Annotated in this window: 26 protein-coding genes; 22 read left to right on the top strand and 4 right to left on the bottom strand. The window is 51.5% G+C overall.

Annotation, left to right across the window (positions count from 1 at the left end; all coding sequences use genetic code 11):
- Positions 1–61: 61 nt before the first annotated feature.
- The 18 genes from D3A97_RS16680 to D3A97_RS16595 all read left to right on the top strand — a co-directional run bounded on the left by D3A97_RS16680 (position 62) and on the right by D3A97_RS16595 (position 19439).
- Entirely contained in the window at positions 62–1057 is a 996-nt protein-coding gene (locus D3A97_RS16680) for an alpha/beta hydrolase (protein WP_119079663.1), read from the top strand.
- A gap of 62 nt (positions 1058–1119) precedes the next feature.
- A complete protein-coding gene (locus tag D3A97_RS16675) occupies positions 1120–1686 on the top strand; it encodes a DUF4294 domain-containing protein (protein WP_198674037.1) in 567 nt (188 codons plus the stop codon).
- Between the two features lie 68 nt (positions 1687–1754).
- Positions 1755–2486, top strand: coding sequence for a bacillithiol biosynthesis deacetylase BshB1 (gene bshB1 / locus D3A97_RS16670; protein WP_119079661.1), 732 nt, complete (start codon positions 1755–1757; stop codon positions 2484–2486).
- A gap of 644 nt (positions 2487–3130) precedes the next feature.
- A complete protein-coding gene (locus D3A97_RS16665; RefSeq protein WP_119079660.1) occupies positions 3131–3685 on the top strand; it encodes a peroxiredoxin in 555 nt (184 codons plus the stop codon).
- A 76-nt stretch (positions 3686–3761) separates the two neighbouring features.
- Positions 3762–4349, top strand: a complete 588-nt coding sequence (locus tag D3A97_RS16660) for a carboxymuconolactone decarboxylase family protein (protein ID WP_119079659.1) — start codon at positions 3762–3764, stop codon at positions 4347–4349.
- Positions 4350–4464: 115 nt separating this feature from the next.
- A complete protein-coding gene (rpmB, locus tag D3A97_RS16655) occupies positions 4465–4704 on the top strand; it encodes a 50S ribosomal protein L28 (protein WP_119079658.1) in 240 nt (79 codons plus the stop codon).
- Between the two features lie 28 nt (positions 4705–4732).
- Entirely contained in the window at positions 4733–4915 is a 183-nt protein-coding gene (gene rpmG / locus D3A97_RS16650) for a 50S ribosomal protein L33 (protein WP_012790733.1), read from the top strand.
- A 95-nt stretch (positions 4916–5010) separates the two neighbouring features.
- Positions 5011–5181: a DUF4295 family protein gene (locus tag D3A97_RS16645; RefSeq protein WP_119079657.1), complete on the top strand. Its 171-nt coding sequence runs from the start codon at positions 5011–5013 to the stop codon at positions 5179–5181.
- 271 nt (positions 5182–5452) lie between these two features.
- Positions 5453–6415, top strand: a complete 963-nt coding sequence (gene ftsY, locus D3A97_RS16640) for a signal recognition particle-docking protein FtsY (protein WP_119079656.1) — start codon at positions 5453–5455, stop codon at positions 6413–6415.
- 87 nt (positions 6416–6502) lie between these two features.
- Positions 6503–7810, top strand: coding sequence for a hypothetical protein (locus tag D3A97_RS16635; RefSeq protein ID WP_157986594.1), 1308 nt, complete (start codon positions 6503–6505; stop codon positions 7808–7810).
- Positions 7811–7966: 156 nt separating this feature from the next.
- Complete coding sequence (locus D3A97_RS16630; protein WP_119079654.1) at positions 7967–8866, top strand: cupin-like domain-containing protein; 900 nt, start codon at positions 7967–7969, stop codon at positions 8864–8866.
- 175 nt (positions 8867–9041) lie between these two features.
- The gene (gene rimO, locus D3A97_RS16625) at positions 9042–10349 is read left to right on the top strand and encodes a 30S ribosomal protein S12 methylthiotransferase RimO (RefSeq protein ID WP_119079653.1); all 1308 of its coding nucleotides are present in this window, start codon (positions 9042–9044) and stop codon (positions 10347–10349) included.
- A 64-nt stretch (positions 10350–10413) separates the two neighbouring features.
- Positions 10414–12168 (top strand): DEAD/DEAH box helicase, encoded by a 1755-nt coding sequence (locus D3A97_RS16620; RefSeq protein ID WP_119079652.1) that lies wholly within the window; start codon positions 10414–10416, stop codon positions 12166–12168.
- A gap of 90 nt (positions 12169–12258) precedes the next feature.
- On the top strand, positions 12259–14247 hold the full coding sequence (gene glgB, locus D3A97_RS16615; protein ID WP_119080147.1) for a 1,4-alpha-glucan branching protein GlgB: 1989 nt from the start codon (positions 12259–12261) through the stop codon (positions 14245–14247).
- A gap of 273 nt (positions 14248–14520) precedes the next feature.
- Entirely contained in the window at positions 14521–15456 is a 936-nt protein-coding gene (locus tag D3A97_RS16610) for a DUF4382 domain-containing protein (RefSeq protein ID WP_119079651.1), read from the top strand.
- A 106-nt stretch (positions 15457–15562) separates the two neighbouring features.
- On the top strand, positions 15563–16138 hold the full coding sequence (locus tag D3A97_RS16605) for a toxin-antitoxin system YwqK family antitoxin (protein ID WP_119079650.1): 576 nt from the start codon (positions 15563–15565) through the stop codon (positions 16136–16138).
- A gap of 300 nt (positions 16139–16438) precedes the next feature.
- A complete protein-coding gene (locus D3A97_RS16600; RefSeq protein WP_119079649.1) occupies positions 16439–18331 on the top strand; it encodes an ATP-binding response regulator in 1893 nt (630 codons plus the stop codon).
- Positions 18332–18425: 94 nt separating this feature from the next.
- Positions 18426–19439, top strand: coding sequence for a formylglycine-generating enzyme family protein (locus tag D3A97_RS16595; RefSeq protein WP_119080146.1), 1014 nt, complete (start codon positions 18426–18428; stop codon positions 19437–19439).
- A 21-nt stretch (positions 19440–19460) separates the two neighbouring features.
- Here D3A97_RS16595 and D3A97_RS16590 read toward each other — a convergent pair whose 3' ends face one another.
- Positions 19461–20297 (bottom strand): universal stress protein, encoded by an 837-nt coding sequence (locus D3A97_RS16590; RefSeq protein WP_157986593.1) that lies wholly within the window; start codon positions 20295–20297, stop codon positions 19461–19463.
- Positions 20298–20564: 267 nt separating this feature from the next.
- On the opposite strand from D3A97_RS16590, the gene D3A97_RS16585 reads away from it, so the two are divergent.
- Positions 20565–21653 (top strand): phospholipase D-like domain-containing protein, encoded by a 1089-nt coding sequence (locus tag D3A97_RS16585; protein ID WP_232826000.1) that lies wholly within the window; start codon positions 20565–20567, stop codon positions 21651–21653.
- Between the two features lie 46 nt (positions 21654–21699).
- Here D3A97_RS16585 and D3A97_RS16580 read toward each other — a convergent pair whose 3' ends face one another.
- Both D3A97_RS16580 and D3A97_RS24870 read right to left on the bottom strand, forming a co-directional pair.
- Positions 21700–21942 (bottom strand): hypothetical protein, encoded by a 243-nt coding sequence (locus tag D3A97_RS16580; protein WP_157986592.1) that lies wholly within the window; start codon positions 21940–21942, stop codon positions 21700–21702.
- Positions 21943–21961: 19 nt separating this feature from the next.
- On the bottom strand, positions 21962–22141 hold the full coding sequence (locus tag D3A97_RS24870; protein WP_157986591.1) for a hypothetical protein: 180 nt from the start codon (positions 22139–22141) through the stop codon (positions 21962–21964).
- A gap of 227 nt (positions 22142–22368) precedes the next feature.
- On the opposite strand from D3A97_RS24870, the gene D3A97_RS16575 reads away from it, so the two are divergent.
- The gene (locus D3A97_RS16575) at positions 22369–23430 is read left to right on the top strand and encodes a response regulator (RefSeq protein ID WP_119079646.1); all 1062 of its coding nucleotides are present in this window, start codon (positions 22369–22371) and stop codon (positions 23428–23430) included.
- Positions 23431–23507: 77 nt separating this feature from the next.
- Positions 23508–24272: an LOG family protein gene (locus tag D3A97_RS16570; RefSeq protein ID WP_119079645.1), complete on the top strand. Its 765-nt coding sequence runs from the start codon at positions 23508–23510 to the stop codon at positions 24270–24272.
- An 8-nt stretch (positions 24273–24280) separates the two neighbouring features.
- Here the strand turns inward: D3A97_RS16570 and D3A97_RS16565 are convergent, their stop codons facing one another.
- On the bottom strand, positions 24281–25114 hold the full coding sequence (locus tag D3A97_RS16565; RefSeq protein WP_119079644.1) for a hypothetical protein: 834 nt from the start codon (positions 25112–25114) through the stop codon (positions 24281–24283).
- Between the two features lie 152 nt (positions 25115–25266).
- Here D3A97_RS16565 and D3A97_RS16560 point away from each other — a divergent pair, with 152 nt between their 5' ends.
- Complete coding sequence (locus D3A97_RS16560) at positions 25267–26106, top strand: universal stress protein (RefSeq protein WP_119079643.1); 840 nt, start codon at positions 25267–25269, stop codon at positions 26104–26106.
- The last annotated feature ends 14 nt before the right edge of the window (positions 26107–26120 follow it).

Raw genomic sequence — 26120 nt, 5'->3', positions numbered from 1 at the left:
TATGGGGAGGGCAGCCGTAACAGGCTGCCCTTTTGTTATATTGCAGGTAAAATAACACCCTATGCGCCGTATCCTCCGCATCATATTACTGGTTTTGGCGTTGTTCGGCATCCTGTACTTCCTGGGGCCTAAACCGGCCCCGCCGGTGCTGGGCGGCATATTGCCAACGGTGCCGGAAGGATCTATTGCGCTGGACGGGTATGTGAAGCGGAAAGAAGCGGGTTTCCGCATCAAACCGCATAATGAGGCGCGTATCTGCTGGGCAGACTCCCTGCACCAAAAAACGCCCTACAGCGTGGTATACCTGCACGGCTTTTCAGCCAGTGAAATGGAGGGAGACCCCGTACATCACGATTTTGCCCGCCAGTTCGGCTATAACCTGTACCTCAGCCGCCTCAACGGCCACGGGCTGGATACTTCCGATCCGCTGCTGGACATGACCTCCGCCGGCCTCTGGGAAGACGCAAAAGAAGCCCTGGCCATCGGTAAAAAGCTGGGGCACAAGGTGATACTGATAGGCACCTCCACCGGCGGAACGCTGGCGCTGCTGCTGGCCGCGGAGTTTCCCGGCGATGTGGCCGCAGTGATCAACCTTTCGCCCAATATTGCCATCAATGAGGCCATGATAGGGCTGCTGGACGAGCCCTGGGGCATTTACCTGGCGCGGTTGATCAAAGGCAGCAAATACAACGAATACAAGCCCGAAAACCCCGAAAAAGCAAAGTACTGGTATACGAAATACCGCCTCGAGGCCGTTGTGGAGCTGGAGAACCTGGTGTCTCATACCATGACGCCGGAGCTGTTCCGGAAGGTGCGCCAGCCTGTGCTGAACCTGTATTATTACAAGAACGAGCAGGAACAGGACCATACGGTGAAAGTGTCAGCCATCCTGGACATGCACCAGCAACTGGGCACGCCCGCCGCCCTCAAGCGCGCGGTACCCATACCGAACGCCGGCGCTCATGTAATAGGCTCCAGCATTACCTCTGCCGACGTGCCGGCGGTAACGGCCGCCATCAGCCGCTGGTGGAAGGAAATCTCCACGAATCAGAACTAATTCGTATCTTGGTTTCATTCGAAATTTGTATGTGCCGCTTCCTGACAATTGCCGTTTTTTGCATGCTATGCCTCCAATTCACTGCCACAGCCCAGCAGCGTACGGGTGCAGACTCCGTGGCGGTAAGGGCAATTGTAATAGGAACAGATACCATCCCCTCCATTACCTTGAGCATTGTGGAAGTGGTAGACAGGCTGCCCAAACGCCTGCGTAAGGAACGCGCCCGGTGGACGAGGCTGCGCAATGCCGTGTACGTCACCTACCCTTATGCCGTTGCCGCCAGCCGCGTGCTGAAAGATGTGAGCATTGAGCTGGAGAGGACCCCTAATAAAAAACAGCGGAAAGCCTACCTGGCCTCCAAGGAAAAAGAGCTGAAAGAGCAGTTCGGCAACAAGCTGGAGAACCTCTCCGTATACCAGGGTAAAGTGCTGATGAAGCTGATTCACCGGGAAACAGGGGAGAACTGTTACGAGATCATCAAGGAGCTGAAAGGCGGCTTCAACGCGCGGGTGTACCAGACCGTGGCGTTCTTTTTCGGCGGCAACCTCAAGAGCGAGTTCAACACGCGGGACGACCGGGATATTGAGATGATCGTACAGGAGATACAGTTGTATCACCGGTTTAATTAGATGTTGCCCCTTCAATTTGGAACATCCCCCCATAACCCCGAACTTTGCCCCCCTAAATTGATGAAACAATGAAATTGGACATACTGGCAATAGCCGCCCATCCGGACGATGTAGAACTGTCTTGCGCCGGTACCCTCATGGTGCATGCCTTGCAGGGCATGAAAGTAGGGATAGTGGACCTCACCCGCGGCGAGCTGGGCACCCGCGGCACGCCCGAAGGCCGCCTGCTGGAAGCGGCAGACGCCTGCCGGCTGATGGGGCTGGAAGTGCGGGAAAACCTGGGCCTGGCAGACGGTTTTTTCCAGAACACCCGGGAAGACCAGCTGGCCGTGATCAGCGCCATCCGCAAGTTCAGACCTGAAATAGTACTGGCCAACGCGGTAGACGACCGCCACCCTGACCATGGCCGTGCCGCCAAGCTGATCGCAGACAGTTGCTTCCTGGCCGGCCTCCGGAAGATAGAGACGAAGGGAGAAGATGGCCAGCCCCAGCAGGCATGGCGCCCCAAGCAGGTGTTCCACTTCCTGCAAGACAGGTACCACGAGCCGGATTTTGTGGTAGACATTACCCCGGTTATTGATAAAAAGGTGGAAGCCATCAAATGCTTCAAAACCCAGTTCCTGGCCCAGAAAGATAATGAGCCGCAAACGTACATCTCTTCCCCGGAGTTTTTTGACAGCGTGCTGTACCGCGCCAAAATGCTGGGCAAAATGGTAGGGGTGGCATACGCCGAAGGATATACTTCGGCCAAGATGATAGGGGTGAGGAGCCTGAAGGATCTTATCAGTGAAAACACCTGAGCCGGAAGAAAGGCATAAAATAAAGCGGGTTGAACGTTGCCGTTTCAACCCGCTTTTTTATATAAGACCCCTTGCAATAGGGGGACAAAATGCCCTTTTGATGCGCACTGCGCTCAGGCGCCAGTGGCAGCAAAACAATTCCACGTGTTCTGCACGAGAACGTTTTTTTCAGATACGGTACAATGGAACCCGCTGCGGTCAAGGGCCTTGGGTAGCCTCATGACCTGCCGAAACTAGATGAATAAATCCTGCGTTGCATCAAATTCATCTTGTTTGTTGATGCTGTTTTTGATAAACGGAATCAAAGCAAGGCCAACCGTAAGGATCACTAAAAGTACATTTCTCAATTTCATATCCAGTCTTTTTAATTCTTGCTACATATATAACTAAATAACGTGCCAAAAGGTTACGCGAAATCGTTAAAAAATTACACGTTGGAGAGGCCGGAAGGCCAGTAAAATAAGGAGGTTCAGACTGGTGGCGGGTTTGATGGCAGTAGCGTCTATTTAATATTAAAACAGTATAGATAAAGTCGATATATGATGTGGCGAAATCTATTTGATTTATAGGAATTTGATAGTGACCTTTGCGGCGGCATTACTAAATAGCTTAGCATTCAATCAATAAAAAATAGATATAGAATCATGAAAAATGCAGTTGTATCAGTAGGGTCTCAATTCCCTGAGTTCGCTAAAAAGGCAGTTGTTTCAATCGAAAAAGGGAAAGAGTTTTACGAGATCTCTTCCGAAGAGATCAAAAACTCCGGCAAGTGGATGGTGATGTTCTGGTGGCCCAAGGATTTTACGTTTGTTTGTCCTACCGAGATTGCCGAGTTCAACAAACACTACCAGGATTTTGCTGACCGCGACGCTATCCTGATAGGCGCTTCTACTGACTCCGAGTTTGTACACCTGGCCTGGAGGAAAGATCACGAAGACCTCCGCGGCCTCCAGTTCCCTATGCTGGCAGACACTTCCAAAAGCCTGGCCGAAGAACTGGGCATTCTGCAGTCAGATGAAAAGATAGCTTACCGCGCCACCTTTGTGGTAGATCCCCAGGGCATTGTTCGCTGGACTTCCGTATACGACCTGTCTGTAGGCCGTAACGTGAAAGAAGTGATCCGTGTGATAGACGCCCTGCAAACAGACGAGCTGTGCCCCTGCAACTGGCAGAAAGGCGAGGCAACCCTGAATGCATAATGAAACTGGCGGAAGGGGCTTTACCGGCCCCTTCTTCTTTTCCACTTCTCAATACTGAATATTTAAAAATAATAATATGTTTGCAACCAATACACAGGAAACCGCCCAGCAGCTGCTGCAGGCGGTAGGGATGCCCACTGCCGAGGTGCCGGGGAAACTGGCCGCGCTGGCAGCTACGGACGCCCGTTACCTGAAAGACCTGAAGATCAATGTGAGCAATGCCCTGGAGGCCGCCACCCTTAACAAAAAGGAAGCTTACCTGCTGGGCCTGGCCGTAGCCGTAAACGAGAAACTGCCTGCGCTGCAGGGAGGTTTTGAGCAGCTGGCCTTGGCTGCGGGCGCTACAGACAAGGAAGTGGCGGACATACTGAGTTGTACCTCGCTGATGAACGCCAATAATGTGTATTACCGCTTCCGCCACTTTGTAGGCAAGGAATTTTACACCACCGCCCCGGCTGGCATCCGCATGAGCATTATGGCTAACCCCGTGATAGGGAAGGAGTTCTTTGAGCTGCTGAGCCTGGTGGTATCCGCCCTCAATGGCTGCGAAATGTGCGTTAGCTCCCATGAAGAGGCTTTGCTGAAGCATGGCACGGAACAACAGCGCATCCTGGACGCAGTGAGGCTGGGCGCGGTTATCAGGAGCCTGGGCGTGCTGCTGTAAACGGCAAAGTGTTCACAAAATTAGACAGTCGTTTAATTATGTGAATAAAAACAATTCTCATTATTTGATATTTCGATAAAATAGTGCGACTTTTGCAGTCCAAAATTTTTAGAACATGGCAAGAGTATGTCAGGTGACAGGGAAAAAACCAATTACAGGTCATCATGTATCTTTTTCGAACATCAAGACGAAAAGGAGGTTTCTGCCCAATCTGCAAACCAAGCGTTTCTTTTTGGCAGAAGAAGATCGTTGGATCACTTTAAAAGTGTCTGCTGATGGTCTGAGAACCATTAACAAACGTGGCCTGTATGCCGTAGTGAAAGAGCTCCGCGCAGAAGGTAACAAAGACATCTAATTGAGGACCAACTTAATCCGAATAAACAATGGCAAAGAAAGGTAACAGGGTGCAGGTGATTCTGGAATGCACGGAGCATAAAACCTCCGGCCAGCCGGGTACTTCCCGCTACATCAGCACCAAGAACAAAAAGAACACTCCGGAGCGTCTGGAGCTGAAAAAGTACAACCCTATCCTGAGGAAGGTGACTGTACACAAAGAAATCAAATAAGGTCAGTTAATTGCTGGGCAGTTAATCGTTTCGGGTTTCATACGATTAGCTCTGAATGATTGACACTTTACAATTAACGATTAACTTTTATACAAATGGCAAAACAAGCAAAAACCGCGATCAAGAAAGATGCAAAGGCTGCTGCTGAAGCAAAAGTGTGGACCAAGGTGGTTAAAGCGGTACGTTCTCCTAAAAGCGGTGCATATACTTTTAAAGAAGCTATCATACACAAGGACAAAGTTCAGGAGTACATTAACCAGAAGTAATTCGGCTTTACTAATCATACTGCAATAAAGCTGTTCGCGGGAGCGAACGGCTTTTTGTGTTTTGGGGAAGAGGGATGGCTTCCTAAGGCTGAAAGGGCCCGCCCCCGCAAACGCCGCAACAGGGCGGCAGCCCGCATATACGCGGCCACCGGCGCTGCCCGCCGAATATTTTTATACATCACATGCTGAATAAAGCTACATTTGTAGCCTGCTTCCGGGAAACAGGCCGTTAACCGCCTCCGGAGATGTTTAACACCGTAATTGAACTTGTATGGGTTTTTTTAATAAGCTCTTTTCCCGGGAAAAGAAGGAAAGTCTGGACCAGGGCCTGCAGAAAACAAAAGAAAGTTTCCTCTCCAAAATTGGCCGCGCTATTGCCGGCAAATCTACCGTAGACGCTGAAGTGCTGGATAACCTGGAAGAAGCGCTGGTATCCGCAGACGTAGGGGTAGACACTACTGTACGGATCATCAATAAAATAGAAGAACGCGTAGCTAAAGATAAATACCTGAACACTAACGAATTAAACAGGATACTGCAAGAAGAGGTTGCGGCAATCCTGGTAGACGCGCCAGATAGCGGCTTCCGTGATTTTGACGTACCGGCTGGCAAAAAGCCCTACGTGATCATGGTGGTAGGCGTAAACGGGGTAGGTAAGACCACTACCATCGGTAAACTGGCCTATAACTTCAAAAAAGCCGGCAAGTCTGTGCTGCTGGGTGCGGCAGATACCTTTCGTGCCGCGGCGGTAGACCAGCTGACCATCTGGAGCGAAAGGGCAGGCGTACCCATCGTAAAACAGCAAATGGGCTCAGATCCCGCTGCGGTGGCCTTTGATACGGTGCAAAGCGGGGTGGCCCGTGATGTGGACGTCATCATCATAGACACCGCCGGTCGCCTCCACAACAAACTCCACCTGATGGACGAGCTGAGCAAGATCAAAAGGGTAATGAACAAGGTCATCCCTGACGCACCCCACGAGGTATTGCTGGTGCTGGACGGATCTACCGGCCAGAATGCTTTGGAACAGGCTAAACAATTCACGGCCGCCACAGAAGTAACGTCCCTGGCCATCACCAAGCTGGACGGTACGGCCAAAGGCGGGGTGGTGCTCGCCATTGCCAACCAGTTCAAAATACCGGTAAAATACATCGGCATCGGTGAAAAAATGGAAGACCTGCAGGTGTTTGACCGGGAAGAGTTTGTAGATACATTGTTTAGTTTAAATAATTGATTATCAAAAATATATAAAAAAGCCGGAGCCTTGCCTCCGGCTTTTTTATTATCTTCCCGTTCCATTCAACACTCTAACCCGATATCTATGAAATTATTATCTTATTTGTTTGTGGCCGTTCTGTTTGTCAGCGCCCGCGTTTCTGCGCAGAATGTTTTTCCCACACCTTCGGGTAATGTAGGGATTGGTACGGCAACTCCTGCCAGCAAATTGCATGTGCTGGATAATGGGAGAAATTACTATGTAAACAGGGGCATACCCGGTCAAACGGAAGACGCGCAAGGCGCGAACTATCTGCTGCTGCACAAGATCTATACAGGAACGTTGCTGGCGGAGCACTTTGTTATGGGCAAAATCACGGCTATAAGAGGGGGCATCAGTGCACTTAATAGAAAATGGACGGTGGAGGTGAATACATCGGCTGCTTATAGCCAGAACCATGGCAGCATGATCAGCTACAATGAACCTGCAAGATTAGTGACTTTGACCTATAGCGGACAGGCCTATCTTGCTGTAGAGATCGTCAGTTCTCCTACTTTGGCTTCCTTTTCGTTTACCGGTTATGCCAACAACGAATCCCTGCAACTTGTATTTGATCAAAACGTAAGCAACGTACAGCTATTCCAGCCAACTGACCCTATTGGCATCCAGGGCAGACTGGGGATAGGGGTAAGAGATCCCGCCACTATGCTGCATGTGCATGGTCAACAAAACACTAACATTGCCAAATTCACTTTTGGTAGTATACCGGCTGCTGAAGCGTATTTGGATGTTAGCAACGGTACAATCATAGGCGGTTCCTATCTCCCGCTTATTCGTGGCCGTAGCTATACTCCGGGGAGACCGTTGGGGATATACCTGATCGGAGAAGCGGAAGATGTTGTGGCCGCAGGGCCCGAAGTGCATCATGCTGCTATTGTTCTTGATGGAAGAGCCAAAACCAATACTAAACTGAATAACAATAATGTATTGGCCGTAAACAGCAATGCCCAAAACCTCATGCTCCTCAAAGCAGACGGCAGCCTCGGCATCGGCACCACCAACACCTTTGGTCACAAGCTGGCAGTCAACGGGAGCGCCATCTTCACCAAAGTGAAAGTAAAAGCCTACGCCGGCTGGCCGGATTACGTTTTCCAGCCGGGATACCTCCTGCCTTCCCTGCAGGAAGTGGAGCAATACATACAAATCCACCGCCACTTACCGGGCATTCCTGCGGAACAAGAGGTAAAGGAACAGGGCATAGACCTCGGGGAAATGGACAAGAAGCTGCTGCAGAAAATAGAAGAGCTGATGCTGTACACCATTGCGCAGCAAAAGCAGATAGACACCCTGCTGCAAATGAACCGCCAGTTGCAGCGGGAGGTAACCCAAATTAAGCAGGCCAGCCAAAAGTAACCAAAACAGGCCGGCCGGGAACTAGGCTCCTCCGCCGGCCTGCTTCATACAGTATCCCCTATTTATCAACCTTTTACGCACCCTGTACTACTATTGCGGCAATTCCTTAAATTTGATATAGTTTAATATTGTTTCACCCGAAAACAATTCGTTTTTATGAAAATACAATCCATAGATCGAGTTGAGCATATTTCCGCAGAAGATTTCAGGACACAATACTTTGAACCACGCAAACCCTTGATCATTACAGGATTGTCAAAAGCCTGGCCTGCGCGCAGCAAATGGACATGGGATTACTTCAAATCCATTACAGGAGACAAAACGGTAGGGGTTTACAACAACGAAAGGGCCGGGGCCAAAACGCTCGTGAACGGCGCGGACGATTACATCCGTTTCGGGGATTACCTGGATATGATCCAGCAGGGACCGGTCAAGCTCCGCATCTTCCTTTTCAACATCTTCCAGCACGCCCCCCAGCTGGTCAATGACTTCACCTGGCCGGATTTTCTGGCAAAAGGCTTTCTGAAAAAGTACCCCATGCTGTTTGTAGGCGGGGCCGGCTCCGTGGCGCATATGCACTACGATATTGACCTGAGCCACATCTTCCATACCCAGTTTCTGGGCCGCAAAAGGGTATTGCTGCTGGAAAATAGCCAGTCGCGCCTCATTTACCGCATGCCCCTCACCGTAGAAAGCGCGGCCAATTTTGTGAACTGGAAAGAGCAGCTGGACGAGACCAACTACCCCGCGCTCCAATATGCCAGGGGTTACAGCACCATCCTGGAGCATGGAGATACCATGTTCATGCCCGGCGGCTACTGGCACCATATGGAGTATATGGACGGCGGCTTTGCCATGAGCCTCCGCGCCCTTGACCATACCCTGGCCGGCAAGCTCAACGGCCTCTACCACATTGCGGGCCTCCGCAGCATGAACAACCTCATGATCAAGGTGGCGCCGGAATGGTGGTACCACTACAAACGCAAGGTGGCCCGGCAACGGGCGGAAAAGGCCATGAAGGAACTGGTAGTGGCCGGTAACGGCCTCCAGGCCTGATTAATTATATGTTAATACACATATTTTCAATATAATTTGCTACCTTTGCACCTTCTCAAGAGACTCCACAAAGACTCATAGTCACTCAAAAACAGCCGCCTGCTGTACATTCATAGCGTGTCTGCGCGTCTTCGTGGCAATACCGGGCAACCGGTACCAACTTAAATATTGCTATTTGAAGACAAGAACTTTAAAGAAAGACAAGGTTAATATTATTACGCTGGGTTGTTCCAAGAACATGGTTGATTCGGAGGTATTAAGCGGTCAGCTGAAAGCCAACGATATAAACGTGGTGCATGAAAATGCCAAACGGGACCACAACATCGTGGTGGTGAATACCTGCGGGTTCATTGACAAGGCCAAGGAAGAATCTATCAACACTATCCTTGACCAGGTAGAGCTGAAAAACCGCGGCCGGCTTGACAAGGTGTTTGTGACCGGCTGCCTGAGCGAGCGCTACCGTGGGGATCTGGAGAAAGAAATACCCGGCGTGGACGCCTGGTTCGGTACCATGGAGCTGCCCCTCATCCTCAAAAAATTTGATGCGGATTATAAGGCGGAACTGGTGGGCGAGCGGTTGCTGAGCACCCCTTCGCACTATGCCTACCTCAAGATATCGGAAGGCTGCAACCGTACCTGCGCTTTTTGCGCCATCCCCCTGATGCGCGGCCAGCACGTATCCAAACCCATTGAACAACTGGTGGCGGAAACGGAAAAACTGGTGAAAAGCGGTGTGAAGGAAATTATGCTGATCGCACAGGAGCTGACCTACTACGGTCTTGACCTGTACAAACAGCGCCGCCTGGCAGACCTGCTGCATGCCCTGGCGGATGTGAAAGGGCTGGAGTGGATACGCCTGCACTACGCGTACCCCACCAAATTCCCCCTGGAAATACTGGACGTGATGCGTGAAAGGGACAACATCTGCAAGTATCTTGACATGCCGCTGCAACACATTGCAGACCCCATGCTCAAGGCCATGAAACGCCAGATCACCCGCCAGGAAATATTTGACCTCGTCAGCACCATCCGGGAAAAAGTGCCCGGCATTTGCCTCCGCACCACGCTTATAGCGGGCTACCCCGGTGAAACCGAAGAAGACGTGGAAGACGTGAAGCGTTTCCTGGAAGAAGTGCGGTTTGACAGGGTAGGCGTGTTTACCTACAGCCACGAGGAAAATACGTCCGCCTACGCGCTGGAAGACAACATTCCCGCGGAAGAAAAGGAAAGGCGCGCGCAGGACATCATGGAAACACAGCAGGAAATTTCCCTGGAAAAGAACCAGGAAAAAATAGGAAAGGTATTTAAAGTAATCGTAGATAAGAAAGAATCCGGCCGTTACCTGGGCCGTACGGAGTTCGATTCGGTGGAGGTGGATAATGAGGTGATCATTAACACAGACAGGAAGTTGAAACCCGGCGATTTTGTACAGGTTAAAATAACCAAGGCGTTCGACTATGACTTGGAAGGAGAGCTGGTGTAAGACATCCACCGGCAATTGATCACCCGGCCTGTTAAAAAACAAGCGGGCCACCGAAAAAAATTAAATGACAACATTTGAATCTTTAGGATTGCAGGAGAACCTGCTCAAAGGCGTTACAGACCTCGGCTTTGTTTCCCCTACGCCCATCCAGGAAAAAGCGATCCCGGTACTCCTCGGCGGAGACAGGGATTTTGTGGGCCTGGCACAGACCGGCACCGGCAAAACGGCTGCCTTCGGCCTGCCCCTGCTGCACCAGCTGGACGTAAAAGTGCGCCAGCCCCAGGCACTCATCCTGTGCCCCACACGCGAGCTTTGCCTCCAGATCACCAACGACCTCAAAAATTTCTCCAAATACCTGGGCGACGTAAGTATTGTGGCCGTATACGGCGGTACCGCCATCGGCCTGCAACTGCGTGAGCTGAAAAGGGGCGTGCACATTGTAGTGGCTACCCCCGGCCGCCTGCTTGACATCATCGAGCGCGGCGCCATCAACTTCGAAAAAGTACGCTATGCCGTGCTGGACGAGGCAGACGAAATGCTGAACATGGGCTTCCAGGAAGACATCAACAGCATCCTGTCCAACACCCCGGAAGAAAAGACCACCTGGCTGTTTTCCGCCACCATGCCCGCTGAAGTGCGCCGTATTGCCCAGAAGTATATGGACGATCCGTTTGAACTGACCGTAGGCAGCAAAAACAGCGGCAACGCCAACATCGAGCACGAGTACTACGTGGTGCGCCCGCGAGACAAGTACGCGGCGCTGAAACGCATCGTAGACTATAACCCGGATATCTTCGGCATCATATTCACCCGTACCAAGATCGAGAGCCAGGAAATTGCGGAGAACCTGATCAAGGACGGGTATAACGCAGACGCCCTGCACGGTGACCTCACCCAGCAACAGCGTGACAAGGTGATGAAACGCTTCCGCGAAAAGTCTATCCAGGTGCTGGTGGCTACAGACGTAGCCGCGCGCGGTATTGACGTGGATAACGTGACCCACGTGATCAACTATGACCTGCCTGACGACGTGGAAAACTACACCCACCGCTCCGGCCGTACCGCCCGCGCAGGCCGCTCCGGCGTGTCTATTGCCATCATCGGCGGGCGGGACGTTGGCAAGATCCGCCAGATAGAACGCGTGCTCGGCGGCAAAAAATTTGTAAAGGCCGAAGTGCCTGACGGGTTTGCCGTATGCGAAAAGCAGCTCTTTGCCCTCGTACACAGGGTGCATAACGTAGTAGTGAACGAAGAACAGATAGACCCCTATCTCACACGTATATACGAAGAATTTGCGGACCTGAGCAAGGAAGAGCTGATACGCCGCTTTGCCTCCCTGGAGTTCAACGAGTTCCTGGAATACTACCAGGACGCGCCAGACCTCAACGTGAAGGAAGAACGCCGCGGCAGCGAAGATTTCGGCCGCTCTTCCCGCAACGGCAAGTTCAGCCGCCTGTTCATCAACCTGGGCTCTGTAGACAATTTCACCCGCGGGGACATGCTCCGTTTCATTTGCGACAATACCGGCCTGCGTGGCAACATGATCGGCCGTATTGACCTCAAAGGGGTGTACTCCTTCTTTGAAGTAGAGAACGATGTGGTGGAAAAAGTACAGAACTCCTTTAAAAAGGTAGAGTACAACGGCCGCACCGTACGGATAGAAAGCTCGCAAGACGGGGATAAGCGCCGCTCCGGCGGTGGCTACCGCTCCTCTTACAGCGACCGTCCCCGTAAAACCTGGCAAGGCAGCGAAGATGGCGGTTTCCGCCCCCGCCGCGAGTTCTCCAAGCCCGGTGGCGGCTTCCGTGGCAAACGCTAGGAACAGCATCACAGATATTTATTTTAACCCGCAGGCGGAAGTTTGCGGGTTATTTTTTTTATCTTGAAAAAAAACCAGCAGGCCACCCGTATGAGCAAAGCCCGTAACCTGAACAAAAGCAACATTCCACAGGATGAAGAGCCCTTCCGCACGTTAAAGCCCGTAGAGCCGTTTTCCCTGTTTTCCGCCCGGGACGTTCAACTGTTCCAGGAAGGCACGCATGACCGCCTGTATGAAAAGTTCGGCTCCCATGCCCTTACCTATGAGGGGGTAGCCGGTACCTACTTTGCCGTATGGGCCCCCAATGCGGCTTTTGTATCAGTAATAGGGGACTTCAACAGCTGGAACAATTACAGCCATACCCTGTACCCCCGCTGGGACGAGTCTGGCATATGGGAAGGTTTTATACCCCACCTTCAAGACCGGCAGTTGTACAAATACTTTATCCGCTCCAACTCCGGCGAAGAATTGCGCAAGGGAGACCCTTTTGCCAACCAGTGGGAGGTAAGGCCCAAAACGGCCTCCATTACCACCCAGTTCAACTATAAGTGGAAAGACGCCGCCTGGATGAAGAAACGCGCTGCTAAAAACAGCCTTGCCAGCCCTTTTTCGGTGTACGAAGTACATCTGGGCTCCTGGCGGCGGCCAGACCCCGAAAACCATGAGGTGTTTTACTCCTACCGGGAAATAGCCGCCATGCTGGTGCCTTACGTAAAGGAAATGGGTTTTACCCATGTGGAGCTGATGCCCATTATGGAACACCCTTTTGACGGCTCCTGGGGTTACCAGCTCACCGGTTTTTATGCGCCCACCTCAAGGTACGGCCCCGCGGAAGACTTTATGGCCATGGTAGACGCTTTTCACCATGCCGGCCTGGGCGTGATACTGGACTGGGTACCGTCCCATTTCCCGTACGATGACCATGGCCTCTACCGCTTCGACGGTTCGCACTGTTACGAGTACGCGGATATGCGGAAAGGCTTCCACCCGGACTGGAACAGCTATGTATTCAACTACGCCCGCAACGAGGTAAAGTCTTTCCTGCTCAGCAACGCCCTCTTCTGGCTGGACAAATTCCATATAGACGGGCTGCGGGTAGACGCAGTAGCCTCCATGATACACCTGGACTATTCCCGCAAGGCCGGCAGTTGGGAGCCTAACGCCCACGGCGGCAACGAGAACCTGGAGGCCATTGCCTTTCTCAAGGAAATGAACAGTACCATTTACAGCCGTTTCCCCGATGTACAGACCATTGCCGAAGAATCTACTTCTTTCTACGGCGTGTCCCGCCCCGTGTTTATGGGCGGGCTGGGTTTTGGCATGAAGTGGATGATGGGCTGGATGAACGATACGCTGGATTATTTCAAGAAAGACCCCCTTTTCCGCAAATGGTACCAGAACCAGATCACCTTCAGCATCATGTACGCCTTCAGCGAAAACTTCATGCTGCCCCTCAGTCACGATGAGGTGGTGCACGGCAAAAGCCCGATGATCTATAAGATGCCGGGAGATGACTGGCAGCGTTTTGCCAACCTGCGCCTGCTGTACAGCTACATGTTCACTCACCCCGGCACTAAACTGTTGTTCATGGGCGGGGAGTTCGGGGACACAAAGGAATGGAACTACAAGGGAGAGCTGGGCTGGCACCTGTTGCAGCATGCTACGCACGAAGGCCTGCAGCAGTTCGTAAAGGCCGTTAACAAGCTCTATACCAGCGAGCCGGCCCTGTACAAGACCCAGTTTGATATCAACGGGTTTGAATGGGTACACCTGGCAGACCAGGATAACAGTATCATGGTATATGCCCGCAAAGGAGAAGAGGGGGAAGTAATATTGGTAGCCCTTAATATGACCCCTGTTGCAAGGGAAGAATACCCGGTGGGCATACCCTGGGACCTTACTTTTAAGGAAGTGCTGAACAGTGACGAGCCGCGCTTCTATGGCAGCGGCGTGGTCAATACCGGCCTTATCAAACCCGTGCCCGGCCGCTTCGGCAAACCTTATGATATCATACTGCGGCTGCCGCCCCTGGGCGCCGCCATCTTTAAAAGCAGGAAGAGCGCAAAGAAGAAATCCTGACCCGCAGGCCCGCTCATAAAGCCCTCATTTGTTAATGCCGCCCCATGGCGCGTTACAGCGTTGCGTTTGGAACGGAAATTGCTTGTATATCTCCGGACCATATCTTTTAACGGCATGAAAAATTTTTAAAAGCTGTTTAAACTTTCCCCTGAAAATAGCATCTAACACGTTGGTGCAATAAGGAACAGTGAATCCGCGTTTATTTACCACTTGACCTGATTATTCCATATAAGTTGAAAAACGAGTAACTAACTCTTAAAACCAGTCTTTATTATGAAAAAAGTGTTCCGCAAATGGGGGATGCCCGTCATGCTCATGGGTGCCCTCGCTCTCATCTTGTACGCCTGCACCAAAAACAACTCCGCTGAACCGGCTGAAGTGCCTGAAGGCAAGCAGCGTGTAAGCATCATGCTTACAGACGGCCCGGGCGTTTTTGACCAGGTGCTCATAGACATCCAGAAAGTTGAAGTACTCATAGATACCTGCGCAAGGAATGTTGATGACGATGATGATGACGACCGCTGGAACGACCGCGACCGTTGCGGCTGGTGGGAAGACAGAAGAGGCCGTGGAAGGGGAGATGATGATGACGATGACGATGATAAGGACTGCCAGGTATGGGATTCACTGGCCATCAGGCCCGGTGTATATGACGTACTGCAGCTCCGTAACGGTGTAGATACCAGCCTGGCCGCCGGCGTTATTGCCAAAGGCAAGATCAAGGGCATCCGCATCACCGTAGGCCCTAACAACTCCCTTGTAAAAGACAGTGTCAGCTACCCGCTCAAGTCCGTCAACGGGCAGGTGAAGATCATGATCAAGGTAAGGCACTCCGAATGGGACGAGATATCTCCTGACAACCTGCAGCTCTGGCTGGACTTTGACGTACAACGTTCCATCATACAGGTAAGCAGGGGCAAGTTCATTCTCATCCCCTTCATCCATGTGTGGACGCTGAAAACCACCGGCTCCGTGTCTGGTAAAGTATTACCGGCAGACGCGCAGTCAGTGATCACGGTATACAACACCGCGGATTCCATGTATGCCCTGCCGGGCCGCCATGGCGAGTTCAAGATACGCGGCCTGAAAACAGGTACCTACAGCATGTTCGTGAACGCCGGCAACGGATATAGAGATACTACTATTACGGATATAAAAGTGGAAAGAAACAGGGATACCAAGATTCCGACTATCACCTTGACGAAGTAAATCTTGCAACCTGAATTGATACAACAGAGGTCCCGGTTTGGCCGGGGCCTCTTCTTGTTCCGGAAAATGTTTAACTTGTGGTACACCAATAAACCCTTTCGATCCTGTGAAAAAAATCATCTCATTGATCCTCTGCTCACTTGTTGTGCTTACCGCCGCCGCTCAGGGCGGCATGAACAGCGTAGACGCCAAAAAACGCAAGCAAGGCCCCTGGGTGGAACAGATACCCGCTGTACGCGGCGAGCCCGGTTACTCCTGGGAAGGCAATTATAAAAATGACCGCAAGGAAGGCGTCTGGAAAAAATATAATGTGAACGGAGACGTTATAGCCGAAGAAACATTCCGGAACGGCGCGCTGGACGGTTTGTGCAAGTATTATTACCCGAACGGGCGGCTGGCTGCCACCGGCGTGATGCTGGCCGTAGACCTGGAAGGCCAGAAAGATACCGTAACCGTAGTAGACCCCGTGAGCGGAGAAGAAACCCTTACCGAAGTGACCCGCAAAGGCCATTCCGTAAAGCATGGGGAATGGCGCGTGTATGATGAAGACGGCAGCATGATGCGTGAAACCTATGAACGTGGAGAACTGGGCACTTCCGCCCCCGGCAACCGGCCCCGCAATGCCAATGTTCCCCTGCCGCATGAGCAGCAGGCAGGAAAAAAGAAGAAGGGGAAAGAATAAGTTTTTTTCATTTAAATCGGTTACGCAAGTATTACAGGCTGGTTGATAATGTAATACAGGCAAAAACTTTTTTTTTCTTCGCCTAAATCCGGGTAACTGCCGGCCAACGTATATATCGCGTTAGCAAATTAGGACAGTATTCCTTAAATTTAGTAAGAGCCAATACATGAGAGGGAGCCACTGTTCAACCAAAAGCAATAAAAAACAACCAAAACTTATCATCCCCCCTGTGTCTTGAATACCGTGTCTTTATTGGGTAGTGATAATATCAGTCCTATTGTTTAATTAAACCTGTTCGTGATGTCAAGTCTAATATCCCAAACGTTCCGCGCCAGGCTGCAGCATATTTTCAAGTTGGGCACATCGCGTACATCTGTCAAGGAAGAAGCCCGCAGAATAAGAGTGGTCAACATTGTGAGTTTTGCTACCGGCATACTGGTGGCCGTATACGGCATTGCGTTCCATTTGCTCCTGCATTCCCTGTTGATATTGATACCGGCGGTATTTGTTTTCTGTCCCGCTTTCTTCTGCATGATATGGCTAAATTCCCGCGGGTACTTCAATGCATCCCGCATTGGCCTGCAGGCCATTTTTATCCTGATCATACTGTATTACGGCGCCATCCTGGGCAGGGTTACGGAGGTACAGCTGCTGGCCGTGTTCCTCATGAGCGTGGCGCTGCTGGTAAGCCGCCCGCAGGAAAAAGCGCAGCGCATCATATGCGTATCTATGCCTATTATTTGCCTGGTGGCGCTGGAGTTTAATTATTATTTCCACATCGTAGAGCCGTTGCCGTTGTCTGCCCAAACGCAGAACATGTACCGGTGGATGGTGATGCCCGTGGTGTTGTTCCTCAACTACCTCGCCATCAGCCTCTACCAACGTAATATCATGGACCTGCTGCGCGTATTGCGCAGCCGTAATACGGCCCTGGTACGCAGCCGCAACGAGGTGCTGGACCAGCGCATGCAACTGGCAAAGTACAGTGAAGAGTTGGAAGACCTGGTACATGACCGCACTATGGCCCTGCAAACCGCCAACGATGCCAAAACCCGGTTTATCAGTGAGCTTAGCCATGAAATACGCAACCCGCTCAACGCCATCCTGGGCATCAGCGAACTGTTGACAGACGCCCTGGGCCAGCCTGATTCGGAAGCCCGTATCAGAGAGATGGCCAGGAACCTGCATGCCACCAGCCATAATATACTGGAACTGGTGAACAGCGTGCTGGAACTGAGCAAAATAGAGGCCGGTAAAACAGACGAAGTGAAAATGAGCGATTTCTCCCTGCGGGAATGGCTGCACAACGCCGTTAATATTTACCAGAGCATAGCCAGCAAGAAATCCGTCTTCATCCACCTGGAAATAGACAGCCGCTTCCCGGAAATGATCATAGGAGACAAGCTGATGCTGGGGCAGGTGGTGAACAACCTGTTGTCCAATTCCATCAAGTTCACCCCCGCGGGAAAAAACATCCGCGTGCGCTGCTTCCACAACCTCCGCAACATGTTCATACAGGTATGTGACGAGGGCAGGGGTATTGCCGCGCAACAGCTCAATGCCATCTTTAAGCCCTTTGAGCAGGGAGACAGCGATGTGTACCGGGAGTTTGGCGGCAGCGGCCTGGGCCTGGCCATTGCCAAGCGAAAGGTAGAGCTGATGGGCGGTTCCATTGAGGTGAGCAGCCAGCAGGGAGAAGGTACTAATTTCCTCATAGCCCTGCCCCTGCAGGTCAGCACCGAGAACGGCCCGCAGGCCGCGGGAGAGCTGCCGCTGCTGCCCGCCGGCGCCAAAGTGGTGGTGATGGATGATAACGCAATTGACCATACCATCATGAAACACTTCCTGGCCCGCATCGGCATTGCCCAGGCCGGCTTTGCCAAAAATGGCCTGGAAGGTATTGAACTGGCCCGCCAGATGCAGCCAGACGTGATCCTGATGGACCTCCATATGCCGGTAATGAGCGGCCGCGAAACATTCTTCAACCTGCGGCAGGAAGAGCTGCTCAAGCATATCCCCATCGTAGCCGTATCTTCAGACGCCTTCAAGGAGCAGGAACAGGAATACATTGCCATGGGCATGGACGGCTATATCCGCAAGCCCGTTGAAATAAGGGTGCTGCACGGTGTGCTGGAAAAGCTGTTGTACAGGGCCCCCAATGCGGCCAGGGGTGCGCAATCTCATGCGTGCTGACCGGATAATTGCCGCCGTCGCCAATATTTGTTTGTTTTTTGCGGAAAAAGTTATTTGTTTTACACAGCCGCCCGCTCACCCGAAAAACATCATCATGCGTTTAATTCAATTTGTATGGCCAGTGCTGGCACTGGCTGCCTGCCAACCACGTACCACCACAACGGAAAAGAACAACACAGACAGCGTAGCCACTGTAAAACCAGCCAATACCGGCTCTACTGAAGGTATGGTGCTCATTAAAGGCGGCGCTTTTGAGATGGGCTCAGACGAGTTCCCTGACAGCCGGCCCGTACACACCGTTACAGTCAGCGATTTCTGGATGGACGAGCACGAGGTCACCAATGCCCAGTTTGCGGCGTTCGTAAAGGCCACCGGCTATAAAACCGTGTCGGAACTGCCGCTGGACCCCGCAGACTACCCTGGCGTTCCCACAGAAAAGCTGGTGCCTTCTTCCGCCGTGTTCACCCCACCGGCCCAACCGGTTTCCCTGGATAATCCCCTGCAATGGTGGGAGTATGTGCCCGGCGCCAACTGGCAGCATCCGTTCGGGAAAAGCAGCAGCATTGCCGGGAAAGATAATGACCCGGTAGTACACATTGCCTATACCGATGCCGCCGCCTACGCTAAATGGGCCGGCAAACGCCTGCCCACGGAAGCGGAATGGGAATATGCCGCCCGTGCCGGTGCGCAACACGCAAAATATTACTGGGGCAATGAGCTGAAACCCGGCGGTAAATGGACGGCCAATATTTTCCAGGGCAACTTTCCCTCCGGTAACACCACGGAAGACGGCTACGCCGCCGTGTCCCCTGTAAAAAGTTTCCCGCCTAACGCTTTCGGCCTGTATGACATGGACGGCAACGTGTGGGAATGGTGCGAAGACTTTTACCGCCCTGATTATTACGCCCGCAGCGAAAGCCAGAACCCCAAGGGCCCGGCAGACAGTTACGATCCGGACGAGCCCGGCGCCGTAAAGCGCGTACAGCGAGGCGGGTCTTTTCTCTGCAGCGATCAGTATTGCATCCGCTACCGCGCCGGCAGCAGGGGAAAAGGGGAGGTCACCAGCGCCAGCAACAATCTTGGGTTCAGGTGTGTGAGGGATAAATAGTTCGTGGACTGAATGGATTTGTTATGGATGGGTGATGAACACCGGGATGTTAATAGTGCTCAATACACTGTCCGCATCACTGCGGTGAAAGAAGTTGGATAGCCCGCTTCTGCTGTATGCTCCGTATGTAACAACACAATCGTTCCGGTAATATAACATGGCAAGGAACTCCGTGGCAGGGTCTCCTTCCAGCACAGTATATCTGATATCGTCGTAATGCGCTGCCAGGTATTCCTGCAACAGTGTTTCTCCGGGAATACTTTTGTTCCCATTCTCTATAACATAAACAATGTTAACGGGCATGTCCGAAAGCTCGGGGAAGAGCTGTGTAAACTGACGGATGGCATACATTGAAGAGGAAGACCCGTTGTACGCAAATATTATTTCTTGAATGCGGATAACTTTATCGGGCAGTATCATAACCGGGCATTCCGCGGCAGCCAGTACATTTTTTACAAATCTTGGAGGGTTGCTGTCGGAAACAGCGGAAAATGAAGTGGTGTGGTGGAGCATGATCAAATCTGCGAACCGGCTTTCTTTCAACACCTCCTGTACCGGTGAGCCAGGGTTGTTATGGAGGGCAACGGCCACCCCTCTTTTGATGTAATAGTCGCGGACGTGCTTCATATTATCCGAAATTTTCTTTCTGCGTTCCTCCAGGCTTCTTGTGAAGAGTTTATCGTAGTCCATAAAACTGGCCCCCGGGGTGTTGCTCATCAGCGGCACCGGATCGCCGGTGATGTCTTCGAGCATGGAAATTGTCAGTGAACCGTGCGTCTTTTCTATGATATAGCTGAAGTCTGAGAGCGAGTTCTCTGAAAACTCAAGCCCGTTTATAAAGGCAATTATTTTTTTCATAAAGCATATTTTAAGCACCAAGCTATTCCCTTGCCAATGAATGGAAAATGACGGCTCTCTGATGTTGGATGACCATTGTCATTGAAATGGCAGAATGTTGTGGAGATATTTGTCTATAAAAAGAAAATGATGACCGAGCGGGTTCCTGTCGGGATGTTGCCGGCCTTGCATGCGGGAGATCACAGGCATGCGGGCGCGTATACAGCCTGCAACAAAGCGGAAGTTATATGGAGCGGGAGGCCGTATTTCAGGCTCCTGGAAAAATTGTTGAACGGGGCCAGGGAAACCGTTCACCTGCAAACCTATATTTTCGGGAACGATGCAACCGGCCAGCAGGTAGCGGATGCCCTGATAAGGGCTGCGCAACGGGGCGTTCAGGTATACCTGCTTACAGATGGTTATGCATCCCAGCACCTCAACGGGCAGCTAAAACAAAGGCTGATTGCCGGCGGGGTACATTTCCGGTGGTTTGAGCCCCTGTTCCGGTCCCGCAGATTTTATGTGGGCAGAAGGTTGCACCATAAGGTTACTGTGGTTGATGGCCGGTATGCCCTGGTGGGAGGTATTAATATCGGTGACCGGTATAACGATGTTCCGGGAGATCCCGCCTGGCTGGATGCCGCGCTTTATGTGGAAGGCGAAGTATGCGCCGGCTTATCCGCAATTTGCTGCAAGATGTGGAACGGCAGCTACTACGGCCGGCGGGAATTACCGGCAATTGTACCGGATGGCGCTTTTTTTCCCTCCCTCCCTCCCGGAGAAAGGTGTTCTGTCAGGGTCAGGCGGAACGACTGGGTGGGACGAAAGGCGGAAATATGGAAGAGTTATTTCCATATGTTCAGCCAGGCCTCGAAAGAAGTTATTGTGATGTGCAGCTATTTCCTGCCCGGGTGGCGGTTTCGCCAGCAGATGGCCAGAGCTGTGAAGCGGGGCGTGAAGGTGAAGGTAATCGTAACAGGTCCGTCGGATGTAATGCTCGCAAAATCAGCCGAACGGTATTTGTACCGCTGGATGCTGGAAAACGGAATATCGGTATTTGAATATGCCAACGATGTGTTGCATGCAAAGCTTGCTTTAAGAGACGGGCGCTTTATGACCATTGGTTCCTATAATGTCAACAATTTCAGCGCCTACGCCAGCATTGAACTTAATCTTGACGTGAGAAACCGCCCCCTTGTGCGCGCGGTACGGCAGCGGATCGAAACCATTATCGATAAAGACTGCCGGGAGATAACGGAAGAGTACTGCCAGCGTTCCTATGGCGTTATACAAAAATACTGGCAACGTTTCGCTTATGAGATCGTTAAGGTACTGCTTTATTTTTTTACCGTCCGCTTACGCCGGAAGGGTAGATGAAGGAGTGCGGAGCTGTTGTTTGCACTGCATAAGGGGGTGGCTGTCTTTATCTGCTCAATTGATACATGCGCTGGATCTCCGACGCCAGCAAATAGAGAAATTGCGGGTCAAAATCTTCCTGGTGGTTGATGGCGCGCAACCCGTTATGGTCATCCCGTGCAAAACAGATCTCTTTTTCCTCTACCCTGGCACTGATCTTGAAACCTGCTCCCAATTCTTCCACCTTTACCGGGAGGTTCCACTTTTTACCCTTGTGGAACAGCTGAACAACGTATGACTCGGTTTTCATCATTCAAGATTTTAAGGAACTAATGTACAAACAGGAGGAACCAGTCGTAAATTCTTTCCAGTATGAAAATTAATAATGCCCGTAAATAAGGCAGTCCCAGCCAGGCGGCCACAATGGTGATACCCCAGGCAATTTCATCGGCGGTGAGCATTGGCTGCTGCCGGCGTGCGGTGCTTTCGCGTGGATAAGTGAGTTCCATATGGCAGATTTTAGAGGTGAATGATACCGCTAATTTCCGGTATAACAGGCATACAGGCAATGACCTGGCTGAAGGCATGCCATGATCCCCGTCATGAATTTCCCACCGCCAGAATAGAATAGCGGGGTCAAAATGCGCAAAATGCTATAATTTAGTAAAAGAAATCCCATATCCCGGAACGAATCCCAGGCTTATTAGACATTCATCTCACGCGTAATTTTTTTCTTATGTATGCAACTATTCTCGTTATTGACGACGCGGCAGAAATAAGGGAAAATATCTCCGAAATCCTGACAATGGATAATTACCGCGTTCTTACCGCCGCTAATGGCCGTGAGGGCGTTCAACTTGCCCTTGATAAACACCCGGACCTGATCATTTGTGATATTGTTATGCCGGTGCTTGATGGTTATGGGGTGCTGTACACGCTACAGAAAAAGGGTTTTTCGAGCCATACGCCTTTTATTTTCCTGTCAGGCCGCACAGAACGAGCAGACATGAGAAAAGGCATGGAGATGGGGGCGGACGACTACCTGCCGAAGCCATTTGACCCCGTGGATCTGCTTCATTGTATTGAGGTACGCCTGAAAAAGAGCCGCCAGCTCAAAAAAGGCTTTGCACCGGATATTCAGGGTTTATACTCCCTCATGCAGACGGTGAGCCCAAAAGATGCGCTAGACGGGCTGTGGCGGAACAAACATACAAATATGTATGGCAATGGGCAGCATATTTATGCTTCGGGAAATTACCCGGATTACCTGTACTACATTGTAAAGGGAAAGGTCAAGACAAGCCGCCGGAACGAAAGCGGAAAAGAAATTATCACACGTGTTTACAACGAAGGAGAATTTCTTGGTTACAAGGCATTGCTTGAGAACAGTAAATATGAAGACGATGCGGAGGTTATTGAGGAAGCGCACCTGGTGCTGATCCCCCGGAAAGATTTTGAGTTGCTGCTCTATAACAATATGGAAGTAACGAAGGCGTTTGTACGGATGCTGACAGCCAATATTGACGAGAATGAGAACCACCTGCTGGGACTGGCGTACAGTTCCCTCCGGAAAAAAGTGGCTGAAGCGCTGTTATACCTCTATGGGAAATACAATCCCGCTAAATCCCCCGGGTTCAGCCTTGACGTTGGCCGGGACAACATTGCCGCCATAGCCGGCGTGGCAAAAGAATCCCTGATCCGTACATTAGGCAGCTTCCGCGACGAACGGCTGATTACGATCCGGGAGGGGATGATCTCGCTTGAGGATACCCGGAAGTTGGAGCGGATGCTGAATTGACGGCAATCATGCATGATTATGACAGGCACTCTTTTCTTGCCCCGATATAGCAGCTACCTTCCCGAAAAATTATAATAATGTCAGTTACCGTTCAGTCTCCCCCGGCCGGCGCGCCGCAAGAAGAAGCGTTGCATAAAGAGGAAAAGTATTTCCTGGAAGGACCCAGATCGCGGTTGCGTGAGTTTTTTTTCCTGTTGCAGATCATTTTCGAGTTTATACGCGGGTTCAGGGTCTTCCACTTCGTGCGGCCATGTATTGCCGTATTCGGCTCCGCGCGGGTGAGGGCGGGAAGCGTTTATTACAATAATGCTGTGGCCATGGGCAAAGGCATTGCAGGACTTGGGTTTGCCGTGATGACGGGAGGCGGCCCCGGCATTATGGAAGCTGCCAGCCGCGGTGCTGTGGAGGCTGGCGGCACGGCCGTAGGATGTAATATCCGCTTGTTGCACGAGCAGCAACCCAATCCCTGGCTAAACGCCTATTTCAACTGCCGTTATTTTTTTGTAAGAAAAGTGCTGATGTTCAAATATTCTTACGGGTTTGTTATCATGCCCGGCGGCATTGGCACGCTGGACGAATTTTTTGAAGCGCTGACCCTCATCCAGACGCAAAAAATATTGGATTTCCCGATTGTGCTCATGGGCTCCGACTACTGGCGTTCCATCACGGATATGTTGGATACCATGGTCAGGGAAAGAATGATCTCGCCTGCAGACCTTAACTACATTCTTGTAACGGACAGCCCGGAAGAGGCCCTGTCTCACCTCCGCCATCATGCCTCCATGAAATACCAGGCCAAAAGAAGGAAGACCTTCAAGCGGTTCACCTTGCTGGGAGAATAAAGATGCTCTTACGGATGGGAAATGAAGAAATAGGCATGCCCGAGCTCCAGCAGGTTATCCGCCTGGCTCTCCCTGAAAAATCGGGAGGCCCGGCTTCTGCCATAGGCGCCAAGGGTTATGATCACGTTCTTCCTGTATTGAAGGCATAATTTAAGGGAGGCCGGGGGGGTGCCATGCAATACCTGGAATGTCAGCTTCCGGCAAATACCTTCAAGATACAGCCGCAGCAGCTTTTCATCTGGTATGGTATCATTTCCGCTCTCGCTGACGTGCATAACAGTTACGTTTCGTAAACCCAGGGCGGGGAATAATCTGAAAAAATTCCGGATGGCGAGCATAGAAGAGTGGGTGCCGCTATATGCCAATATGGTCTCTTTAATAGGCTGCATGCTGCCGGGAAGCGTCAGCACCGGGCACTCGGCCTTTTCCAGTATTTGCCGGATGGCGCGTGGCGGCTCACTGTCCCGGATGCCTGATAGTGATAGCGTATGCGGAATAAGCAGGATATCTGCAAAACGGCTCTCCCGTACCACCGTTTCAACGGGATCGCTGGTAATTGCGGTGAATGTAAATTCCAGCCCTTTCGCTGAAAGTGCGGCTTGCAGTTCCTCCGCATGCTGCCGCACCTCCTGCTGGCGCTCCGCTATATGTTCCACCGCGGCCTCGTTACTGTAGTACATGCTGTCAACAACGGCCGGCAGCAACGTAGGAAGGGGAGGAGGGATAACGCCCAGCAGCATGACCCTCAGTTTTCCCCGCGCCAGCCGTGCAATATATTCAACAGGCCCCACCTGGGAAATGGAGAAATTAAGGCCATCCAGAACAACCAGAACGTTTGTCATATGAGGTGTTTGATGGTGTAAATGTAGGATATGCCGGCGATGAAAATGCAAAGTGCATGCTATTTATGTAACAAGCTCAATCACCGGGTGGTATGACAGCCATCATCGGCCGGAAGCCCGCAGAAGTGTAACTTTTATAAAATGTTTGCACTATGAAAAAGATACTTTTCCTGACGGATGCCATGAAACCGAACATCCGTGCCATTGACTTTGCGGCATTTGTCTGCAATATGCATCATACGACCCTGACCTGCCTGCTGCTGGGCAACGCCCAGCAAGGGGAGCGGCCTGCTGCTGTAGTGAGGAATGATATAACCTGCGCGGGAATGCAGGTTACGGAAGACAGACCTTTTGAAGAACAAGTGCTGGAATGCATGCAGCGCAATATTCAACGGGTGGAAGACGGGTGCGAATGCCGTGAAGTGGCGCATGAAACTATATTGATATCCGGCAAGATTACGGAACGGGTGCTGATGGAAGCAAGATACGCTGATATGCTCTTGCTGGACGCTTCTTTTTCGTTCGGTAACAAAGGTGACGAGGTACTTTCCGATATAGCCCATCAAATACTTCATAACGCGGAGTGCCCTGTTGTACTGGTGCCTGACCATTTTGAAGGACTAGACCAGGTCGTTTTTGCTTATGATGCCAGCCCTTCGTCTGTATATGCCATCAAACAATTTACGGCCGCGTTCCCCATGTTGTCAGACAAGCCTGTGGTGGCTGTCACGGCAAACGGCTCCCGGGCCGTTCCGCTGGTAGAAAAACTGAAGATGAAAGGCTGGCTTGATCTTTATTATCAGAGCACGGCATTTCATCAAATAGAGCACAACAGCTACGCAGGTCTGCTGAACTATGTACTGGGAAAAGACAAAATCATGATGGTAATGGGGGCTTACGGAAGGAAGGGGCTTTCGGCGCTTATTTCATCAAGCCATGCAGATATGATCGGGAAATATGTTTCATGGCCTGTTTTTATCAGCCATATCTGAATGGATGTGTTCCG

The organism is Chitinophaga alhagiae, from assembly GCF_003568665.1.
GTDB classification, from domain to species: domain Bacteria; phylum Bacteroidota; class Bacteroidia; order Chitinophagales; family Chitinophagaceae; genus Chitinophaga; species Chitinophaga alhagiae.
The sequence above is the reverse complement of the archived record's forward strand: the minus strand, read 5'-3'. Positions and strand labels throughout refer to the sequence as shown.

Bases quoted from the DNA above. Each gene is read 5' to 3' on its own strand.
- D3A97_RS16680 (WP_119079663.1), top strand. From the start codon at position 62: ATGCGCCGTATCCTCCGCATCATATTACTGGTTTTGGCGTTGTTCGGC.
- D3A97_RS16675 (WP_198674037.1), top strand. From the start codon at position 1,120: ATGCTATGCCTCCAATTCACTGCCACAGCCCAGCAGCGTACGGGTGCA.
- bshB1 (WP_119079661.1), top strand. From the start codon at position 1,755: ATGAAATTGGACATACTGGCAATAGCCGCCCATCCGGACGATGTAGAA.
- D3A97_RS16665 (WP_119079660.1), top strand. From the start codon at position 3,131: ATGAAAAATGCAGTTGTATCAGTAGGGTCTCAATTCCCTGAGTTCGCT.
- D3A97_RS16660 (WP_119079659.1), top strand. From the start codon at position 3,762: ATGTTTGCAACCAATACACAGGAAACCGCCCAGCAGCTGCTGCAGGCG.
- rpmB (WP_119079658.1), top strand. From the start codon at position 4,465: ATGGCAAGAGTATGTCAGGTGACAGGGAAAAAACCAATTACAGGTCAT.
- rpmG (WP_012790733.1), top strand. From the start codon at position 4,733: ATGGCAAAGAAAGGTAACAGGGTGCAGGTGATTCTGGAATGCACGGAG.
- D3A97_RS16645 (WP_119079657.1), top strand. From the start codon at position 5,011: ATGGCAAAACAAGCAAAAACCGCGATCAAGAAAGATGCAAAGGCTGCT.
- ftsY (WP_119079656.1), top strand. From the start codon at position 5,453: ATGGGTTTTTTTAATAAGCTCTTTTCCCGGGAAAAGAAGGAAAGTCTG.
- D3A97_RS16635 (WP_157986594.1), top strand. From the start codon at position 6,503: ATGAAATTATTATCTTATTTGTTTGTGGCCGTTCTGTTTGTCAGCGCC.
- D3A97_RS16630 (WP_119079654.1), top strand. From the start codon at position 7,967: ATGAAAATACAATCCATAGATCGAGTTGAGCATATTTCCGCAGAAGAT.
- D3A97_RS16620 (WP_119079652.1), top strand. From the start codon at position 10,414: ATGACAACATTTGAATCTTTAGGATTGCAGGAGAACCTGCTCAAAGGC.
- glgB (WP_119080147.1), top strand. From the start codon at position 12,259: ATGAGCAAAGCCCGTAACCTGAACAAAAGCAACATTCCACAGGATGAA.
- D3A97_RS16610 (WP_119079651.1), top strand. From the start codon at position 14,521: ATGAAAAAAGTGTTCCGCAAATGGGGGATGCCCGTCATGCTCATGGGT.
- D3A97_RS16600 (WP_119079649.1), top strand. From the start codon at position 16,439: ATGTCAAGTCTAATATCCCAAACGTTCCGCGCCAGGCTGCAGCATATT.
- D3A97_RS16595 (WP_119080146.1), top strand. From the start codon at position 18,426: ATGCGTTTAATTCAATTTGTATGGCCAGTGCTGGCACTGGCTGCCTGC.
- D3A97_RS16590 (WP_157986593.1), bottom strand. From the start codon at position 20,297: ATGAAAAAAATAATTGCCTTTATAAACGGGCTTGAGTTTTCAGAGAAC.
- D3A97_RS16580 (WP_157986592.1), bottom strand. From the start codon at position 21,942: ATGAAAACCGAGTCATACGTTGTTCAGCTGTTCCACAAGGGTAAAAAG.
- D3A97_RS24870 (WP_157986591.1), bottom strand. From the start codon at position 22,141: ATGGAACTCACTTATCCACGCGAAAGCACCGCACGCCGGCAGCAGCCA.
- D3A97_RS16575 (WP_119079646.1), top strand. From the start codon at position 22,369: ATGTATGCAACTATTCTCGTTATTGACGACGCGGCAGAAATAAGGGAA.
- D3A97_RS16570 (WP_119079645.1), top strand. From the start codon at position 23,508: ATGTCAGTTACCGTTCAGTCTCCCCCGGCCGGCGCGCCGCAAGAAGAA.
- D3A97_RS16565 (WP_119079644.1), bottom strand. From the start codon at position 25,114: ATGACAAACGTTCTGGTTGTTCTGGATGGCCTTAATTTCTCCATTTCC.
- D3A97_RS16560 (WP_119079643.1), top strand. From the start codon at position 25,267: ATGAAAAAGATACTTTTCCTGACGGATGCCATGAAACCGAACATCCGT.